Here is a 17,932-nt window from a genome sequence, read left to right as displayed (position 1 = left end):
CCGCCAACGCGGTGGACGCCGCCTGCAACACATGGCATCAAGGGCCACACATACGAGGAGATGTAGTCAACATGAATCAAACCGCTTGGAAGAAACAGCAATGGTTGCGCGTCACGCAGATCGCCGTGGCGAGCGCAGCGTTCGCAGCGCTCGCAGCGTGCGGCGGTGGCGGCGACAACAATAGTTCGAGCAGCAACACGCCGCCGGGGGGCGTCTCGCTGCAGGTCGTGTCGTTCGGCGACAGCCTGTCGGATGTCGGCACCTACCAGGCGGCGGTTCAGGCGAACGTCGGCACGGGCGGCGGCCGCTTCACCACGAATCCGGGCGAAATCTGGACGCAGAAGGTCGCCGAGTACTATGGCGGCACGCTCACCCCCGCGTACGTCGGCGGCTTCGGCAACCCGCTCACCGCGGCGGGCGGTCTCGGTTATGCGCAAGGCGGCTCGCGTGTCGATCTGCAGCCGGGCGTCGGCTTCGCGCCGAACAACATGGCCGCGACTACGGTGCCGGTCACGACACAGGTCAGCGAGTATCTGTCTGCGCACAACAACAGCTTCAATTCGAACCAGCTCGTGCTGATCAACGGCGGCGCGAACGACATCTTCGTCGCGGTGCAAACGGTCTCGGCTGCCGGCACGGCAGCGGCCACGGCGGTGCTCCAGGCCGGCGGCAGCGCGGCCGCCGCACAGGCGGCGGCCGCCACCGCGTCGGCTACGGCCACGCAGACCGAGTTGCTGGCGATCCAGACCGCGGCGACCACGTTCGTCGCCACGGTGCAAAAGATCGTCGCCGCGGGCGCGACGCATGTGGTGGTGTCAAACGTGCCGGACATCGCGCAGACCCCGCAAGGTCTCGCCGCGGGCACATCAGGCCAGGCACTCATCAACGCACTGGTTCAGACCTACAACGGCGTGCTGAAACAAGGGCTCGCGTCGACCTCGCAGGTGATCTACCTGGACTCGTTCGCGTTGCTGGACCAGACGTTGGCCAACTACCAGGCGCTCGGCTTCACCGTGTCGAATACGGGCACCGCGTGTAACCTGACGTCGATGGCTGCGGCCGCGACCGCGTACGCGACGAAGAACCCGAGCGTGCTCGCATCCGGCCAGACGGCGGCGGCTTTCGGCAACTCGCTAGCGTCGTCGCTGTTCTGTTCGCCGGAAACCTACACGGTGGCCGGCGCGGACCAGACCTACATCTTCGCCGACCTCGTGCATCCGACCACGCATACGGGAGCGCTGATCGCGCAGCAGGTCGAGAAGCAGATCGCTGCTAGCGGGCTTGGGAAGTAACGCGGCGTCAAGCTTGCCTGGATAGCAAAAGGCCCGGCCCGTTGAACGAGCCGGGCCTTCGTTTTTTTCGCTAGCCACGCTATGCAGCGCAGCGAGCCGAGCGCGTCAGCGCTGCGCTTCGAATGCCGCCGCCGCGCGCCCGAGCCGATCGTTGACCGCGATCCATTCGATCGTGTCGGGCAGCTTCTCGATCAGAATCCGCGTGACGTTCGCGCGATCGAGCGCGCGCAGCAAGCCGTAGAGTTCGCGCGCATAGACGTGCGGGTCTTCCGGCGCCGCGACGAAATGCACGCCGTCGGCATCGGCCCACTGTCCCGCACGCGACGCGCGCGCGACCAGCGCGACGCGCTCGCCCGGCGCGCGCACCGCGAGGAGCGGCTCGAGTTCGCTAAACGGCAGCAGCGCGAGCGGCGTGCGCGGCGCGTAATGCGCTTTCAACGTGCCCGATGCGCGCGGCGCGGTCGCATCCGACCCGTCGGGCAGACGCGGCGCCTCGCCAAGCACGTCGGCGATATCCTGCGGCGTCACGCGACCGGGCCTCAGCAGCGCCGGAAAGCCGCGCGACAGATCCAGAATCGTCGACTCGATGCCGACATCCGACGCGCCGCCGTCGAGCACATGAATCGCGCTGCCGAATTCGTCGCGCACATGCTGCGCGGTGGTCGGGCTCACATGCCCGAAGCGGTTCGCCGATGGCGCGGCGACGCCGCCATGCCCTCCGCGCAACGCGCTGAACGCTTCGAGCAAGGCCTGCGCTACCGGATGCGACGGGCAGCGCAGTCCCACCGAATCCTGCCCGCCGCTGACCGCCGCGGGAATCCGCGCGGCGCGCTTGAGGATCAGCGTGAGCGGCCCCGGCCAGAACGTGTCGATCAGGCGTTGTGCATCGGCCGGCAAATGCTCGACCCAGTAGTTCGGATCGCCATGCGGCGCGAGATGCACGATCACCGGATGATTGGCCGGCCGCCCCTTCGCCGCGTAAATGCGCGCGACCGCGTCCGGGTTCTCGGCATCGCCGCCGAGGCCGTACACGGTCTCGGTCGGAAACGCGACCAGCCCACCCGCGTCGAGCAAGGCCGCCGCGTGCTCGATCTGCGCGGCGCTGACCGGCAACGCGTTGGTAGCGTCCTCGGCGGGTTTCTGTTGATCCGGCATGGCGCGCGCTTCAGCTGGTAGCGATGTGCAGCAGCCGCGCGCAATCGCGCGCCGCCGTGCGGGCTTCTTCGAGCGTCGACGCGGTGAAGTTCACGTGACCCATCTTGCGGCCGCAACGCGCCTCTTCCTTACCGTACAGATGCAGGCGCGCGGCCGGCATCGCCGCGACTTCCTGCCACGGCGGCGTGACCGCCGCGCGCTTCGGACCGTCCGGGAACCACACGTCGCCGAGGATGTTCAGCATCACCGCCGGCGAATGCTGGCGCGTGTCGCCGAGCGGCATGCTGGTCATCGCGCGCACCTGCTGCTCGAACTGGCTCGTCGCGCAGGCGTCGACCGTGTAGTGGCCGGAGTTGTGCGGACGCGGCGCCATTTCGTTGGCGACCAGCGAGCCGTCCTCGAGAATGAAAAACTCGACGCACAGCACGCCGACATAGCCGAGTGTCTCGGCGATCCGCAGCGCGGCCTGTTGAGCCTGCTGCACCAGCGCGGGCGATGCATCCGGCGCGGGAACGATGGTGTGCGACAGCACGCCATCGCGATGGGTGTTCTGCGCGAGCGGATAGACGACCGACGCCCCGCTCGCCGTGCGCGCGATCAGCGCCGACACTTCGAACTTCAGCGGCAGGCGTTTCTCGAGCACGCACGGCACGCCGCCGAGCGACGCATGCGCCTCGCGCACTTCCTCGGCGTTACGCACGCGAATCTGACCCTTGCCGTCGTAGCCCATGCGCGCCGTTTTCAGAATACCGGGCAGCACCGCTTCGAGCTCGGCATCGCCCAGCCCCGCGAGCGCATCCGACGACTCGATCACGACGTGCGGCGCGACCGTCACGCCCGACGACGCGATAAAGCGCTTCTCGGCGATCCGGTCTTGCGCGACGGCGACGCAACGCCCCGCCGGGCTCACGAAGGTGGTCTTGCCGAGAAAGTCGAGGCTCGCGGCCGGCACGTTCTCGAATTCGGTCGACACCGCCGCGCACAGCCGCGCGAGTTCGGTCAGCGCCGCTTCGTCGTCGTAGGCCGCGCGCAGGTGGCGGTCGGCGACCGCGCCCGCCGGGCTGGTTTCGTCCGGATCGAGGACGGCAACGCGATAGCCCATCGCCTGGGCGGCAAAACAGAACATGCGGCCGAGCTGGCCGCCACCGACCATGCCAAGCCATGCGCCGGGCAGAATCGGTGAAACCGGTGTGTTGTCAGGGTTCATCTTGGTGGTCGGTCGCGGCCGGATACGCGTCGCGCTCGCATACCGAGCGGCGGGCATCCGGCCGGGGGTCGGACAGGGGACGTCTTATCAAACAACCGGCGCACTTACAGCGCCGGCAATACCATCGCGTGAGCCGCTTCATTCTGGCGCACGCGGAATGCAGCGAGCTTGTCCGCGTATTCGGCGCTGGTGCCGGACAGCAGCGACACCGCGAACAGCGCCGCGTTCGCGGCGCCCGCTTCGCCGATCGCAAACGTCGCGACCGGCACGCCCTTGGGCATCTGCACGATCGAATGCAGCGAATCGACGCCCTTCAGATACTTGCTCGCGACCGGTACGCCGAGCACCGGCACCGTGGTTTTGGCGGCCAGCATGCCGGGTAGGTGCGCCGCGCCGCCCGCGCCCGCGATGATTGCGCGAATGCCGCGCTCGCGCGCGCTTTCAGCATAGGCGAACATTTCGTCCGGCATGCGGTGCGCGGACACTACCTTCGCTTCGTACGGCACGCCGAATTCCTGCAGAATCGCGACGGCGTTTTTCATCACTTCCCAGTCGGAACTGGAGCCCATCAATACGCCGACGACCGGCGCATCATGCTTATGGGCGGTTTGTGCTTCACTCATCTTTACGGCTTCCTTGTTTCCGGGCGATGCGCGCCTGACACGGCGCGCGCAATCAGATTAGTCGAGCTTGTGCCCGGTCAGGCGCTCGAGCGCTTCCTGGTACTTCTCGCCCGTCTTGGCGACCACATCGTCCGGCAGCTTCGGCGCCGGCGGCTCTTTCTTCCACGGCTGGGTTTCGAGCCAATCGCGCACGAACTGCTTGTCGAACGACGGCGGGTTGGTGCCGACCCGGTACTGGTCGGCCGGCCAGAAGCGCGACGAATCGGCCGTGAGCGCCTCATCCATCAGGTACAGCTTGCCGTGGTTGTCGAGACCGAATTCGAACTTCGTGTCCGCGATGATGATGCCGCGCGTCGCCGCGTAATCAGCGGCTTCCTTGTACAGGCGGATCGAGATGTCGCGAATCGTGGCCGACAGCTCGGTGCCGATGCGGCGCTCCATCTCGTCGTAGGTGATGTTTTCGTCGTGGTGGCCCATCTCGGCCTTGGCAGCCGGCGTGAAGATCGGCTCGGGCAGCTTCTGCGCGTTTTGCAGGCCCGCCGGCAGTTGCACGCCGCAGACCGACCCGGTGGCCTGGTAATCTTTCCAGCCGCTGCCGGCCAGATAGCCGCGCACTACCGCTTCGACGAGGATCGGCTCGAGACGCTTGACGACCACCGCGCGCCCCTTGACCTGCTCGACTTCGTCCGGCGCGACCACCGACTCGGGCGCGACGCCCGTCAGGTGGTTCGGCACCACGTGCTGCAGCTTCTCGAACCAGAAGTTCGCCATCGCGTTGAGCACGCGGCCCTTGTTCGGAATCGGCTCGCCCATGATCACGTCGAACGCCGACAGTCGGTCGGTCGTGACGATCAGCAACTGGTCGTTGCCCACCGCATAGTTGTCGCGGACTTTGCCGCGGCCGAGCAGCGGCAGAGAGCGGAGCGTGGATTCGTAAAGGGTAGACATCGTCGTGGTTCGCTAAAAGTGGGGCAAAAAATGTGACCGGAACAAAAGGGAAACGCCGTTCCCCCGATGATGCGGGAACGGCGATCGGACGACAACCTGGCCAAACGGCTAAGCGCGCGGCCAGGCGCGGAGCCAAAACTACAGCTTAGCGGACGACTTGCGCGAGCTCGCCCGACTTGTACTTCTCTGCAATTTTATCAAGCGAAACCGGCTTGATCTTGCCAGCCTGGCCTTCGCAGCCGAATTGCGTGTAACGGTCGATACAGATCTTCATCGCCGCTTCGCGCGCCGGCTTCAGGTAATCGCGCGGATCGAACTTGCCCGGGTTGGTCGCCATGTAGCGGCGGATCGCACCCGTGATTGCCAGACGCAGGTCGGTGTCGATGTTGACCTTGCGCACGCCGTGACGGATACCTTCCTGGATTTCCTCGACCGGCACGCCGTAGGTTTCCTTCATGTCGCCGCCGAATTCGCGGATTTCCGCGAGCAGCTCCTGCGGCACCGACGACGAGCCGTGCATCACGAGGTGCGTGTTCGGAATGCGCTGATGGATTTCCTTGATGCGCTGAATCGACAAGATGTCTCCCGTCGGCTTCTTGCTGAACTTGTAGGCGCCGTGCGAGGTGCCGATCGCGATGGCCAGCGCGTCGCACTGGGTCAGCTTGACGAAGTCGGCGGCCTGCTCCGGATCGGTCAGCAGCTGCTCGCGCGTCATCGTGCCCTCGGCGCCGTGACCGTCTTCCTTGTCGCCCTTCATCGTTTCGAGCGAACCGAGCACGCCCAGCTCCGCCTCGACGGTGACGCCGATCGAGTGCGCCGCTTCGACGACCTTGCGCGACACTTCGACGTTGTACTCGTACGATGCGACCGTCTTGCCGTCGGCTTCGAGCGAACCGTCCATCATCACGCTGGTGAAACCGCTGCGGATCGCCGCCATACACACTGCCGGCGACTGACCGTGATCCTGGTGCATCACGACCGGAATGTGCGGATACGACTCGACCGCCGCTTCGATCAGATGACGCAGGAACGGCTCGCCCGCGTACTTACGCGCGCCAGCCGACGCCTGCATGATGACCGGGGCGTTGACCTTGTCGGCCGCGGCCATGATCGCCTGCACCTGCTCCAGGTTGTTCACGTTGAATGCCGGAAGGCCATAGCCGTTTTCCGCGGCATGGTCCAGCAGTTGACGCATTGATACGAGAGGCATGCTTAAACTCCTTGGATTGAAACGAATTCTTTTGCCGTCGGCATCTTTTGCGGCGATTTTATCGCGAAGCAGGCGGCGTTCCCGCGGCGACACCGGCGCTTTGGTGCGCCGTCGCACATGGACCGTGCGGGTTTCGCCGGCCTGCTTCGCTCAATCGAGCCCGTGCCGATCGAGCAGTCCTGCCTGATCAGTACGGTTCACCGACCCGCACGATCTTCAGCGTATTTGTGCCGCCCGCCTGCCCCATCGGCTCACCGACCGTCAGCACGACCATATCGCCGTGCGACGCGTAGCCCTTGCCGACCACCGTTTCGAGCGCCTGCTGCAGCGCCGTGTCGCGGTCGGTGTTGGTGTCCAGATGCAGCGAGGTCACGTTGCGGTATAGCGCCATCGCGCGTTCGCTGCCGACGCGCGGCGTCAGCGCGAAGATCGGCACGTGGGTCCAGTGGCGCGACATCCACAGCGCGGTCGAGCCCGATTCGGTTAGCGCAACGATCGCCTTGGCGCCGAGGTGGTAGGCGGTGAAGAGGGCACCCATCGCGATCGACTGGTCGATCCGCGTGAACGTGCGGTCGAGGAAATCCTTGTCGAGCTCCGACTGCTCGGACTTTTCCGCTTCCACGCAGATCGCGGCCATGGTCTCGATGGTCTGTACCGGGTACTTGCCCGCCGCCGATTCCGCCGACAGCATCACCGCGTCGGTGCCGTCGAGCACCGCATTGGCGACGTCCGACACTTCCGCGCGGGTCGGCACGGGCGCGTGGATCATCGACTCCATCATCTGCGTCGCGGTGATCACGAACTTGTTCGACTCGCGCGCCATGCGGATCATGCGCTTTTGCAGCGCCGGCACGGCGGCATTGCCGACTTCCACGGCCAGGTCGCCACGCGCGACCATGATGCCGTCCGAAGCGTCGAGAATGCCTTGCAGCGCCGGAATCGCTTCCGCGCGCTCGATCTTCGCGATCATCTTCGGCTTGATGCCGTACGGCGCGCCGGCGATGTTCGCCAGCTGGCGGGCCATTTCCATGTCGGTCGCGTTCTTCGGGAACGACACCGCGATGAAATCGACACCGAGCGACATCGCCGTGCGGATGTCCTCCATGTCCTTCGCGGTCAGCGCGGGCGCCGACAGGCCGCCGCCCTGGCGGTTGATCCCCTTGTTGTTCGACAGCTCACCGCCGATCTTCACGATCGTGTGGATCTCCTGGCCGATCACGCGCTGCACGTTGAGCACGATCAGGCCGTCGTTGAGCAGCAGCACGTCGCCCGGCTTCAGGTCGCGCGGCAGGTCCTTGTAGTCGAGGCCGACGCGCTCGTCGTTGCCGAGTTCGCATTCCGCATCGAGGATGAAAGGATTGCCGGTGACGAGCGTCGTGCGGCCGTTCTCGAATTTGCCGACGCGAATCTTCGGGCCTTGCAGGTCGGCCATGATGGCGACTTCGCGGCCGGCTTGGCGGGCCGCCTCGCGAACGTATTCGGCGCGCTGGCGATGGTCGTCGGCGGTGCCGTGTGAGAAATTGAGCCGCACCACGTCCAATCCTGCCTGAATCATTTGCAGCAGGATTTCCGGCGTGCTGGAAGCCGGACCGACAGTAGCGACAATCTTGGTGGCGCGATGCATGAGTCTCCTCGTCTGGATGGAATCGCTGGAAAGAGCGCTGCGGGGCTGCTGCGGAGTTCGCGCATCGAAAGATGCTACGTGGGGTCGCGCGCCGGCTGTGGCCGGTGTCGCTTTGTGGAGTGAGGCGGGTGCGGGCGATGCGGGTGATGCAGTATTCGGGACCGGCGCCTCGCGCGCCGGAGATTTGCTGTGCTGCTTGCCGGAAGGCTGTTCCGGCTGGGCCAAATCGTGTTGACCAGATTCGGCTTGTGAAGAAGTTGGCAGTTGCTGCACGTCGGCGGCCGCGGGCGCTATCAGCGCCTCGGCGGCCACGTCCTGTCCGGGCGTCGCCGACGCAGCGGCCGCGCGTGTCGCGCGCTCCCGTGCCGGTGTTGTCGCGTTACCGCGCGGCGCTTTCGCGCGACGCGCCTTGGTCGACTTCGCCGCCGGGGAGCGCGTCGCCACGTTAAGCCCGCGATTCCAGAACTTCGACCGCCGGCAGCTTCTTGCCCTCGAGGAACTCGAGGAACGCGCCGCCGCCCGTCGAAATGTAGCTGACCCGATCGTGGATGCCGTACTTGGCGATCGCCGCGAGCGTGTCGCCGCCGCCTGCGATCGAGAACGCCGCCGAGCGCGCGATCGCGTCCGCGAGCGTCTTCGTGCCGTTGCCGAACTGGTCGAACTCGAACACGCCGACCGGGCCGTTCCACACGATCGTGCCGGCCTTCTCGAGCTGTGCGGCGAGCACCTTGGCCGTTTCCGGGCCGATGTCGAGAATCATGTCGTCGTCCTGCACATCGGCGACGGCCTTCACTTCGGCCTTCGCGGTCGGCGAGAACTCCTTGGCCGTGACCACGTCGGTCGGAATCGGCACCGAGGCGCCGCGGGCCTTGGCCGCGTCGATGATCGCCTTCGCTTCGGCGACGAGATCGGCTTCGGCGAGCGACTTGCCGATCTTCAGGCCGGCCGCGAGCATGAACGTATTGGCGATGCCGCCGCCGACGATCAGCTGGTCGACCTTCTCAGCAAGCGACTTCAGGATGGTCAGCTTGGTCGACACCTTCGAACCCGCGACGATCGCCACGAGCGGACGCTTCGGTGCGCCGAGCGCCTTGCCGAGCGCTTCGAGCTCAGCGGCGAGCAGCGGACCCGCGCAGGCGATCGGCGCATATTTCGCGATGCCGTGCGTGGTCGCTTCGGCGCGGTGCGCGGTGCCGAACGCGTCGTTCACGTAGATATCGCAGAGCTTGGCCATTTTCTGCGCGAGCTCGTCGGAATCTTTCTTTTCGCCCTTGTTCACGCGGCAGTTTTCGAGCAGCACGACCGAGCCCGGCGCGACGTTCACGCCGTTTTCGACCCAGTTCGCGACGAGCGGCACGTCGCGGCCTAGCAGCTCGGCGAGACGCTTCGCCACCGGCGCGAGCGAGTCTTCCGGCTTGAAGTCGCCTTCGGTCGGGCGACCCAGGTGCGAGGTGACCATCACGGCGGCGCCGGCGTCGAGCGCGGCCTTGATGGCCGGCACGGAAGCGCGGATGCGGGTGTCTTCGGTGACGTTGCCTTGATCGTCCTGCGGCACGTTCAGATCGGCGCGGATGAACACGCGTTTGCCGGACAGCTTGCCTTCGGCGATCAGGTCGGAGAGACGCAATACCTTGTTCATGGGCTTGAGTATGCGAGTTGATGAGAAGGCGGTGGCGGACAGCGCGCGGGGACGAGACGCGGCGAACTCCGGCGCTTCGGCCCAACGGCTCCGCGGGATCGGGCGCCGGCGGCCGGCCGCGGCACCAGGCGCCTTGCGGGGGCGCGCTCAACCCGGAAGAGGGCATTTTAACTGATCCCAACGGCCATCTGACCGCGACACGGCGAATCTCGCGTATTTGACCGCGAGGCCGTCGCTGCCGCGCGGCGCGGCATCATCTCCACACTTGGAGCCGGACCATCACAGGAAGACGCGCATCAGCGTGAACACGACCATTCCGGTCACGATCGTGCCGAGCATGGTGCGGCGCCACAAAAACCAGCCGAGGCCGGCGAGGGTCGCGTAAAGCTCATGATTGGAAGCCGCCAACGACAGTCCGTCGGGTGTCGTCAACACGTCGGGCACCACCACGGCGGCGAGCGCGGCGGCCGGCGCGTAGCGCAGCATCTTCTGCACGCGCGCCGGCAGTACCGTGCGCTCGCCGCCGATCAGGAACATCGCGCGCGTGAGCGCGGTGACGAAGGTCATGCCGAAGATGGCGAGCCAGATTTGCGTTGAGGTCATCGGGAATCTCCGGCGCGATCGTTCACGCCGCGGATGCGGCGCAGGTCCGCGCGCTCGATCATCAGGTCGGCTGCGCTGCCGGCGACGATCGCCGCGATCACCGCGAACGGCAGCGCGAGCCGATACGGCAGATCGAGCGCGAGCAGCGCCACGATGGCGGCCACGCTGACCGCGGCCAGCGTGGAGCGCGTCGCGACCGCCGACACCATGATGGGCAACAGCGCGAGCGTACCGGCGAGCGCGAGCCCCCAGTTGTCCGGAATCAGGCTCGCGAGCAGGATGCCGACGATCGACGACACCTGCCAGGACAGCCAGCTCGATACCGCCATGCCCCAGAAGTACGCCTCCTTGCCCGGCACGTAGCCGGTCGGAAAGCTCTTCTTGACGAACAGCAGATAGATCACGTCGCCGTTGAAATAGCCGAGCACGATGCGCCGCCACATCGGCAGATACGAGAAGTGCGGCGCGAGGCCGACGCTGAAGATCACGAAGCGGGTGTTGACCATCGCCGCGGTAAGCAGCACGGTCCACACCGGCAGCTTCGCCGCGAGGAGCGGCAGCACCGCCAGCTGCGACGAACCGGCGTAGCACAGCAGGGACATCGTGAGCGCCTGCGGCAGCGTCAGCACGGACTTGCTCATCGCGATGCCCGTCACGAGGCCCCAGGAAAAAATTGCCATCAGCGTGGGGGCATAGGCGCGCGCGCCTTCACGAAAAGCGCGGCGATCGGTGTCGGACAGTCGAGCGAGCATCGGGCGAAGATTGCGGGCGCAGGGAACGCCGTCAAGAAGGCCGGGCCGGCGCCAGCTTGCGAGACCACCCGCTGGCGCATCCGGAGTTGATTTATGCGTGCGCTGGATTATAGCGCCCGGGGTGCGCCCAAATGCCCGTTGTGTGTGCAAAAGACGCTAAAATAGCGGTCCCGGCTATGTCCTGCGCTCATGGCCGCACCTCATAACGCACCTGCTGGAGAACCGTATGTCAATGGCCGACCGCGACGGCAAGATCTGGATGGATGGCAAGCTCATCGACTGGCGCGATGCCAAAATCCACGTGCTCACCCACACGCTGCACTACGGCATGGGCGTGTTCGAGGGTGTGCGCGCTTACAAGACGGCCGACGGCGCCACCGCGATTTTCCGCCTGCAGGAGCACACCAAGCGCCTGCTGAACTCGGCGAAGATCTTCCAGATGGACGTGCCGTTCGACCATGAAACGCTCGCCGCCGCGCAGCGCGAAGTGGTCCGCGAGAACAAGCTCGAGACGTGCTATCTGCGCCCGATCATCTGGGTCGGCTCGGAAAAGCTCGGCGTGTCGGCCAAGGGCAACACGATTCACGTCGCGATCGCCGCGTGGCCGTGGGGCGCCTACCTCGGCGAAGACGGCATCACCAAGGGTATTCGCGTGAAGACGTCGTCGTTCACGCGCCATCACGTGAACGTGTCGATGGTGCGCGCGAAGGCATCGGGCTGGTACGTGAACTCGATCCTCGCGAACCAGGAAGCGATCGCCGACGGCTACGACGAAGCGCTGCTGCTCGACGTCGACGGCTACGTGTCGGAAGGCTCGGGGGAGAACTTCTTCCTCGTCAACAACGGCAAGCTGTATACGCCTGACCTGTCGTCGTGCCTCGACGGCATCACGCGCGACACCGTGATCACGCTCGCGCGCGACATGGGCATCCAGGTGATCGAAAAACGCATCACGCGCGACGAAGTCTATACCTGCGACGAAGCGTTCTTCACCGGCACGGCAGCCGAAGTCACGCCGATCCGCGAACTCGACAATCGCAAGATCGGCGCCGGCGTGCGCGGCCCGATCACCGAAAAGCTGCAGTCCGCCTTCTTCGACGTCGTGAACGGCAAGAGCGAGAAGTACGCGCACTGGCTCACGAAAATCTGAGCGACGTTTCGAGATGCGCCGCGCCGCCCATCGGCGGCGCGCTGCAAGCACCCCGCATACAACGAGAAAATGTCATGAGCGAAACCAAGGAAATGCCGCTGGTCGAACTGACGGCAAAAGATCTGCCGGCATATTGTCCGAACCCGGCCATGCCACGCTGGAGCGCGCATCCGCGCGTGTTCATCGACGTGTCGCACGGCGAAGCGCGTTGCCCGTATTGCAGCACGCGCTACAAGCTGCGCGACGGCGAAGTGATCAAGGGTCATTGATCCCACGCATCGAGCGGTCCTAAGCCGGCTTCAGCGGCACGAGGCGCGACTTTTCGATCGCGCGCTCGCCGCGCCGCAGGCTCGATCGCACGACCCGCGAGGCCCTCGCGCCGCGCGGCTTTCCGCTTTCCCCTTTTACCCATCCGAGTGCCACGCGCATCGCGCGCGGCGCTTGTTATCGACACCGGACACCCACTCTGATGCGTCGCGCGTTGGTTATCGCACCGAACTGGATCGGTGACGCATTGATGGCGCAGCCGCTGTTTGCGCGCCTCGTGAAATTGCATCCGCGCATCGTCATCGACGCGGTCGCGCCCAGCTGGGTCGCCCCCGTGCTCGAACGCATGCCGGAAATCCGCGACGTCTACGCGACCGATCTCGCCCACGGCAAGCTGCAGATGCTGCGCCGCTGGCAGCTGTCGAGCGATCTGCGCGACGTCGGCTACGACGCGGCCTACGTGCTGCCGAACTCGTTCAAGTCGGCGCTGATTCCGTGGCTGGCGGGCATTCCGCTGCGCATCGGCTACACCGGCGAGAGTCGCTACGGCATGCTGAACGTGCGTCACGCGAATCCGCGCAAGGACGCGCGGCCGCCGATGGTCGGCCACTACGCCGCCCTCGCCTACGCGCCCGGCGCCAAGGTCCCCGAAGATCTGCCGATGCCGCGTCTCGACACGGATCTGAACGAGGCGTCGCGCGTATCCGCGCGCTTCAACCTCGATACCCGCGTGCCGCTGCTGGTGTTCTGCCCGGGCGCCGAGTACGGTCCCGCCAAGCGCTGGCCGCCCGAGCATTTCGCGGCGCTCGCGCAGATGGTCGGCCAGTCGTTCCCGTACACGCAGATCGTCGCGCTCGGTTCGCCGAAAGACGCGCCGCTCGCGCAGGCGATCGCCGAAAAAGCGCCGAACGTGCGCAACCTGTGCGGCCAGACCGCGCTCGGCGAGGCCTGCGCGCTGATCGCGCGGGCCAACGCGGTGGTCACCAACGACTCCGGCCTGATGCACATCGCCGCCGCGCTGCGCCGCCCGCTCGTGGCCGTTTTCGGTTCGACCGATCCGCGCCACACCCCGCCCTTGTCCGAGCTCGCGAAGGTACAATGGCTTCATCTCGAATGCAGCCCCTGTTTTGAGCGCGAGTGCCCGCTCGGTCATCTGAACTGCCTGAAGCAGTTGAGCGCCGAGCAGGTTTTCGGCGATTTGCGCGGCATGCTGCTCGCGCAGCGCTGAGCCGACTGGTACTTGCACGCAACACCGCACGCCCCCGAGCGCGTCGCGTCATGTTCGCGCCTTGCGGCACGGGCAAGCTGACGCCGGGGGCGATGGTCCTGCGCTCTGGACCGTCCCGCTACCGCTGACCCGCAACCGCGCGCCGCGCACTAGAGACTGACAAGCCATGCCACGTTTTGCCCATATCTTCGAAGCCGCCGCCGATACCCTGAACGCCTACTATCAGGCCGTCGCCGAGGTCAATATCGACAGCTTGATGGGTTTGTGGATCGACGAGGAGTTCGTCAGCTGCATCTGCGCGGACGGCTCGCATCTGCACGGTCTCGAGAACATCCGCAATGGCCTGCAGGCTCAGCTCGAAGCGCTGCCGGTGTCGATCGAGCCGCTCGACATCCGCGTCTACGACAGCCTCGGCACCGTCGTCTATGCGATTGCCGAAGCGCATCGTCCGACCGATCCGACCGCCACGCCCGCGATGGTCTTCACCACCTACGTAATGGTCCACGAACGCGGCGAATGGCGCATTGCGCATATTCACGCGAGCCCGATGCCGAACGAGGCCGCCAGCCAGTTCGCGACCAAGATGCGGCATGGCCAGGGCCCGCTGCACTGACGCGCGGCACCACGAAAGATTCAGACTCACGTTTTTTCGCTTTTCCGCCGGTATGAGTTCGACGCCACATAAACCCGCTTCCTCCGGTACGGCCCCCGCCAAGGTGGCGGCCGCCGTCGAGGCGACCGTCGAGCTGCTGTACCGCGCGCCGCTCTGGCTGCCCAACCGGCATGCGCAGACGATCGTCCCGTCGCTGTTCGCGCGCCGCCCCGCCGTATCGTTTCGGCGCGAGCGCTGGGACACGCCGGACGGCGATTTCATCGATCTCGACTGGGTCGCGCACGATACTCCGCTCACCGATACCGCCCCGCTCTTCGTGCTGTTCCACGGCCTCGAAGGCAGTTCGTCGTCGCATTACGCGGTTGCGCTGATGGCCGCCGCGCGCGAATACGGCTGGCACGGCGTGGTGCCGCACTTTCGCAGCTGCAGCGGCCCGCTGAACCGGCTGCCGCGCTTCTATCATCTGGCCGACAGCAACGAGGTCGACTGGATCCTGCGCCGCCTGCGCGCCGCGCATCGAGGGCCGGTGGTCGCGGCGGGCGTGTCGCTCGGCGGCAACGTGCTGCTGCGCTGGCTCGGCGAGCGGCAAGACGATGCGGCGCACGTGGTAGCCGCCGCCGCCGCGATTTCGACACCGATCGACGTCCATGCGGGCGGCCGCGCGCTGTCGCAAGGCTTCGGCCTCGTCTACACGCGCAGCTTCCTGAAGACGCTGAAACACAAGGCCAACCAGAAGCTCGCGCAGTTCCCGGGCCTGTTCGATCGCGACGCGATGCTCGCGAGCCGCACGATGTACGAGTTCGACAACGTCGTGACCGCGCCGCTGCATGGCTTTCGCAATACCGACGACTACTGGAGCACCGCAACCACCCGCCCGCTGCTGCCGCTCATTCAAGTGCCGACGCTGGTGCTCAACGCGCGCAATGACCCGTTCCTGCCGGCCGAAGCGCTGCCGTCGCGACACGAGGTGTCGGCGGCGGTCGAGCTTTATCAGCCTGAGCACGGCGGCCATGCGGGTTTCATGACCGGGCCGTTCCCGGGCCGCATCGACTGGCTGTCGCGGCGCGTGTTCGGCTATCTGGAGCGACACGTCGATCATGGATGACATCGTCAAACAGTCGCTCGTCAAATGGCCGAACGTGCCGAGTTGCACCGGCTGGTTGATGCTCGACCGGCGCGGCAACTGGCGCATGCGCGACGAAGCGGCCCAGGCGAGCGGCGCGCACGGCGTGCCGATCCGGCACGAGGCGCTGCTGGGCTTCATCAACCGGAACTATGAGGCCGATGAGCGCGGGCAGTGGTACTTCCAGAACGGGCCGCAGCGGGTTTATGTCGAGCTCGCTTACACGCCGTGGGTGGTCAGATTGTCCGCACGCGCGGATGGCACGCTCGCGCTGCACGACCAGGGCGGCGGCGCGTTCGAGCCGGCGGCGGTGTTCGTCGATGAAGACGGCGGCATTCTGTTCGCCGATCGCTCGCAGCCGGCACGCATTGCGGCGCTGCACGATCACGACCTGGAGATCTTCTCCGATCACGCGACGCTCGCCGACGATGGCTCATTGAGCGGCGCATTCCACTGGAGCGCTCAACTCTCACTGCCGCTGGAAAGCGTGCGACGCGATCAGGTGGCCGCGCGCTTCGGCTTCGTCGCGAGCCCGGCGGCGGCGCAGGTCTGACGCACGCGCCGGCGTGCGCCGGCGTCCACCCTACCCCTTCTCGTCGAGCCGCTCCTCCTTGTAGCGGTTCTCCATCTCGTGCAGACGCGCGTCGACGGTCGCGAGGTCGTAATAGCCGATCGTCTTCAGGTCGCGCGCGTCCTTCAACTGCCGGATCGCCGATGGCCACGCGCCCTCCAGCGCGAACTTCTCCGCCATCGCGCGATGCTGCGTCAACGCATCGCCACTGCCCGCACTCGCCTGCGCGAGATACAGCCACCACGCGGGTTGATCGGGGTGCGCCCGGGTTTCGTTTTTCGCGAGCGCCTGGGCGTCGGTGAAACGGTGCAGCGTCAGCAGCGTGCTGATATGCATGTCGATCGCCGCGTTCGACTGCGGCCAGCGCTTCTGCGCGAACTCGGCGAGACGCGCGGCTTCGTCGGCGTGACCGGCACTGCGCGCGATGTCGGTCGCGAGCACGTCGAGACTCGGCGAATCGCGCTCGGGCTCGCCTTCCGCACGCGCGTCCGAGACGAAGGTCGCGCGCGCGTTCGCGAGCGAGGCGGCCGCATCGTCGTAGCGCTCGAGCAGCATCTGCCCGTACGCGATGCCGTACCAGTTCGCCGCGACGTTCAGCGCGGTCCGGTCCTCGATTTCCGAACGCAAACGCGAAATCTCATCCGCATATTCGCTGCGCGAATGGCCCTGCAACAGACCCGCGCGCGCCCGCACGAAGCCGTACTCGGAGTCTTGATGCGGCTGCCGGTATGGCGCGCGGCGCGCGCGGTCCTCCATGTCGGCGATCCGCTCGCCGGTCAGCGGATGCGTGCGCGCGTAGGCCGGAATGCCGTTTTCGTTCATCGCCGCGCGGTCGAGCCGGTGGAAGAACGTCGGCATCGCGTAGGGATCGTAGCCGGCGCCGGCGAGCAGCAGAAAGCCGACGCGGTCCGCCTCCTGCTCGGCCGATCGCGAGAAGCGCAACTGGCTGTCGACCGCATACGCCTCGCTGCCGAGCGCGATCGCGCTGCCGAGGTCGCCGCTATGCGCGAGTACGCCTGCCAGCACGCCGAACAGCACGCCGACGAGCGCCGCGTAGCCGCCGCGCTCGCCGTTCGAGATCATCCGCGAGATGTGCCGCTGCAGCACGTGCCCCATCTCGTGACCCAGCACCGCCGCGAGTTCGGACTCGGTCTGCGTCGCCACGATCAACCCCGTGTTCACGCCGATGAAACCGCCCGGCAGCGAAAACGCGTTGATCTGTGCGTCGCGCACCGCGAAAAGTTCGAAATCCGGACGATAACCGCCGATGTACAGCGCGCTGGCCGCGGCCGCGAGCTTGGCGGCAACCGAATTCAGGTAGTCGCGCACGAGCCAGTCGTCGAGATAGTCGGGGTCGCGGCGTATGTCGCGCATCACGCGCTCGCCGAGCTTGCGTTCGGCCTGTGGAGTCAGCGAACCGGCGCCGCCGCTGCCGAGATCGGGCAATTGCTGCGCGACGATCGGCGCGCGCCAGTCGTTGCTGCCGGTTTTGCCGCCATTGCTGCCGCTAGCGCCGCCATTGGAAAAACGGCTCTGCGCGCCGCCGTAGGTGCCAAACACGCCGCGCGCGATGTCGGGCGGCAGGATCGACTCGGCATGCTCATCGCTCGGGCCGCTGACGAGCGGCGCCTCGGACGATGAGGTTCCCGGCGTGATGGCCGCCCCGCCGGTCGATTGCGCAAACGCGCCGGGCGGCATTGCGAGGGCGACGGATAGCAACGCAGCGAGGAATCGTTTTGAATGCATCGCGAAGCCGGTCTGACGAAGTCGAGAAACGTCGCCCGTGGCCCGGACTAAGATAGCGGGCAAGGGCGTCGAAGGACGCGTACGAGGCAAAACGCAGGGTACGGCATAGCGCAAGTGTAACCAGTCGCCACGACGATTCGGGGCCACGCCGCACTGCTATGATAGGCGCCCTCTGAAGGAG

At 66.4% G+C, this 17,932-nt stretch carries 17 protein-coding genes; 7 read left to right on the top strand and 10 right to left on the bottom strand.

Annotated elements, in window-relative coordinates:
- Positions 1–71: 71 nt before the first annotated feature.
- Positions 72–1,292, top strand: coding sequence for an SGNH/GDSL hydrolase family protein (locus AB3X86_RS14130; RefSeq protein WP_368596444.1), 1,221 nt, complete (start codon positions 72–74; stop codon positions 1,290–1,292).
- A gap of 105 nt (positions 1,293–1,397) precedes the next feature.
- Here the strand turns inward: AB3X86_RS14130 and AB3X86_RS14125 are convergent, their stop codons facing one another.
- From AB3X86_RS14125 to AB3X86_RS14085, 9 genes are all read right to left on the bottom strand, one after another.
- Entirely contained in the window at positions 1,398–2,447 is a 1,050-nt protein-coding gene (locus AB3X86_RS14125; protein WP_368596443.1) for an L-threonylcarbamoyladenylate synthase, read from the bottom strand.
- Positions 2,448–2,457: 10 nt separating this feature from the next.
- A complete protein-coding gene (locus tag AB3X86_RS14120; RefSeq protein ID WP_176105145.1) occupies positions 2,458–3,654 on the bottom strand; it encodes a 5-(carboxyamino)imidazole ribonucleotide synthase in 1,197 nt (398 codons plus the stop codon).
- A 104-nt stretch (positions 3,655–3,758) separates the two neighbouring features.
- Complete coding sequence (gene purE, locus AB3X86_RS14115) at positions 3,759–4,277, bottom strand: 5-(carboxyamino)imidazole ribonucleotide mutase (protein ID WP_013090423.1); 519 nt, start codon at positions 4,275–4,277, stop codon at positions 3,759–3,761.
- A gap of 57 nt (positions 4,278–4,334) precedes the next feature.
- Entirely contained in the window at positions 4,335–5,225 is an 891-nt protein-coding gene (locus AB3X86_RS14110; RefSeq protein ID WP_368596442.1) for a phosphoribosylaminoimidazolesuccinocarboxamide synthase, read from the bottom strand.
- A 145-nt stretch (positions 5,226–5,370) separates the two neighbouring features.
- Positions 5,371–6,435: a class II fructose-bisphosphate aldolase gene (fba, locus tag AB3X86_RS14105; RefSeq protein WP_184226434.1), complete on the bottom strand. Its 1,065-nt coding sequence runs from the start codon at positions 6,433–6,435 to the stop codon at positions 5,371–5,373.
- A 187-nt stretch (positions 6,436–6,622) separates the two neighbouring features.
- The gene (gene pyk / locus AB3X86_RS14100; RefSeq protein WP_013090425.1) at positions 6,623–8,059 is read right to left on the bottom strand and encodes a pyruvate kinase; all 1,437 of its coding nucleotides are present in this window, start codon (positions 8,057–8,059) and stop codon (positions 6,623–6,625) included.
- A gap of 445 nt (positions 8,060–8,504) precedes the next feature.
- The gene (locus AB3X86_RS14095; protein ID WP_368596441.1) at positions 8,505–9,698 is read right to left on the bottom strand and encodes a phosphoglycerate kinase; all 1,194 of its coding nucleotides are present in this window, start codon (positions 9,696–9,698) and stop codon (positions 8,505–8,507) included.
- A gap of 279 nt (positions 9,699–9,977) precedes the next feature.
- On the bottom strand, positions 9,978–10,301 hold the full coding sequence (locus AB3X86_RS14090; protein WP_176105140.1) for an AzlD domain-containing protein: 324 nt from the start codon (positions 10,299–10,301) through the stop codon (positions 9,978–9,980).
- Positions 10,298–11,053 carry an AzlC family ABC transporter permease gene (locus AB3X86_RS14085; RefSeq protein ID WP_176121766.1) on the bottom strand — a complete coding sequence of 252 codons (756 nt, stop codon included), beginning with the start codon at positions 11,051–11,053 and terminating at the stop codon, positions 10,298–10,300. The genes AB3X86_RS14090 and AB3X86_RS14085 overlap by 4 nt, the downstream gene beginning before the upstream one ends.
- 226 nt (positions 11,054–11,279) lie before the next feature.
- On the opposite strand from AB3X86_RS14085, the gene AB3X86_RS14080 reads away from it, so the two are divergent.
- The 6 genes from AB3X86_RS14080 (at position 11,280) to AB3X86_RS14055 (ending at position 15,987) form a co-directional block, all read left to right on the top strand.
- Positions 11,280–12,203, top strand: a complete 924-nt coding sequence (locus AB3X86_RS14080; protein WP_176105138.1) for a branched-chain amino acid transaminase — start codon at positions 11,280–11,282, stop codon at positions 12,201–12,203.
- A 74-nt stretch (positions 12,204–12,277) separates the two neighbouring features.
- On the top strand, positions 12,278–12,472 hold the full coding sequence (locus AB3X86_RS14075; protein WP_368596440.1) for a zinc-finger domain-containing protein: 195 nt from the start codon (positions 12,278–12,280) through the stop codon (positions 12,470–12,472).
- 200 nt (positions 12,473–12,672) lie between these two features.
- A complete protein-coding gene (waaF, locus tag AB3X86_RS14070) occupies positions 12,673–13,698 on the top strand; it encodes a lipopolysaccharide heptosyltransferase II (protein ID WP_368596439.1) in 1,026 nt (341 codons plus the stop codon).
- Between the two features lie 166 nt (positions 13,699–13,864).
- The gene (locus tag AB3X86_RS14065) at positions 13,865–14,311 is read left to right on the top strand and encodes a nuclear transport factor 2 family protein (protein WP_368596438.1); all 447 of its coding nucleotides are present in this window, start codon (positions 13,865–13,867) and stop codon (positions 14,309–14,311) included.
- Between the two features lie 52 nt (positions 14,312–14,363).
- The gene (locus tag AB3X86_RS14060) at positions 14,364–15,416 is read left to right on the top strand and encodes a hydrolase (protein ID WP_368596437.1); all 1,053 of its coding nucleotides are present in this window, start codon (positions 14,364–14,366) and stop codon (positions 15,414–15,416) included.
- Complete coding sequence (locus tag AB3X86_RS14055) at positions 15,409–15,987, top strand: DUF2946 family protein (protein ID WP_368596436.1); 579 nt, start codon at positions 15,409–15,411, stop codon at positions 15,985–15,987. Before AB3X86_RS14060 ends, AB3X86_RS14055 begins: the two co-directional genes overlap by 8 nt.
- Positions 15,988–16,017: 30 nt before the next feature.
- Here the strand turns inward: AB3X86_RS14055 and AB3X86_RS14050 are convergent, their stop codons facing one another.
- The gene (locus tag AB3X86_RS14050; protein ID WP_368596435.1) at positions 16,018–17,751 is read right to left on the bottom strand and encodes a M48 family metalloprotease; all 1,734 of its coding nucleotides are present in this window, start codon (positions 17,749–17,751) and stop codon (positions 16,018–16,020) included.
- Positions 17,752–17,932: the final 181 nt, after the last annotated feature.

The organism is Paraburkholderia sp. BR14374 (genome assembly GCF_040948685.1).
GTDB classification, from domain to species: Bacteria; Pseudomonadota; Gammaproteobacteria; order Burkholderiales; family Burkholderiaceae; genus Paraburkholderia; species Paraburkholderia youngii.
This window is presented reverse-complemented; position numbering and strand designations above follow the sequence as displayed.

Coding starts and splice junctions, on each gene's coding strand:
- AB3X86_RS14130 (WP_368596444.1), top strand. CDS start 72: ATGAATCAAACCGCTTGGAAGAAACAGCAATGGTTGCGCGTCACGCAG.
- AB3X86_RS14125 (WP_368596443.1), bottom strand. CDS start 2,447: ATGCCGGATCAACAGAAACCCGCCGAGGACGCTACCAACGCGTTGCCG.
- AB3X86_RS14120 (WP_176105145.1), bottom strand. CDS start 3,654: ATGAACCCTGACAACACACCGGTTTCACCGATTCTGCCCGGCGCATGG.
- purE (WP_013090423.1), bottom strand. CDS start 4,277: ATGAGTGAAGCACAAACCGCCCATAAGCATGATGCGCCGGTCGTCGGC.
- AB3X86_RS14110 (WP_368596442.1), bottom strand. CDS start 5,225: ATGTCTACCCTTTACGAATCCACGCTCCGCTCTCTGCCGCTGCTCGGC.
- fba (WP_184226434.1), bottom strand. CDS start 6,435: ATGCCTCTCGTATCAATGCGTCAACTGCTGGACCATGCCGCGGAAAAC.
- pyk (WP_013090425.1), bottom strand. CDS start 8,059: ATGCATCGCGCCACCAAGATTGTCGCTACTGTCGGTCCGGCTTCCAGC.
- AB3X86_RS14095 (WP_368596441.1), bottom strand. CDS start 9,698: ATGAACAAGGTATTGCGTCTCTCCGACCTGATCGCCGAAGGCAAGCTG.
- AB3X86_RS14090 (WP_176105140.1), bottom strand. CDS start 10,301: ATGACCTCAACGCAAATCTGGCTCGCCATCTTCGGCATGACCTTCGTC.
- AB3X86_RS14085 (WP_176121766.1), bottom strand. CDS start 11,053: ATGCTCGCTCGACTGTCCGACACCGATCGCCGCGCTTTTCGTGAAGGC.
- AB3X86_RS14080 (WP_176105138.1), top strand. CDS start 11,280: ATGTCAATGGCCGACCGCGACGGCAAGATCTGGATGGATGGCAAGCTC.
- AB3X86_RS14075 (WP_368596440.1), top strand. CDS start 12,278: ATGAGCGAAACCAAGGAAATGCCGCTGGTCGAACTGACGGCAAAAGAT.
- waaF (WP_368596439.1), top strand. CDS start 12,673: ATGCGTCGCGCGTTGGTTATCGCACCGAACTGGATCGGTGACGCATTG.
- AB3X86_RS14065 (WP_368596438.1), top strand. CDS start 13,865: ATGCCACGTTTTGCCCATATCTTCGAAGCCGCCGCCGATACCCTGAAC.
- AB3X86_RS14060 (WP_368596437.1), top strand. CDS start 14,364: ATGAGTTCGACGCCACATAAACCCGCTTCCTCCGGTACGGCCCCCGCC.
- AB3X86_RS14055 (WP_368596436.1), top strand. CDS start 15,409: ATGGATGACATCGTCAAACAGTCGCTCGTCAAATGGCCGAACGTGCCG.
- AB3X86_RS14050 (WP_368596435.1), bottom strand. CDS start 17,751: ATGCATTCAAAACGATTCCTCGCTGCGTTGCTATCCGTCGCCCTCGCA.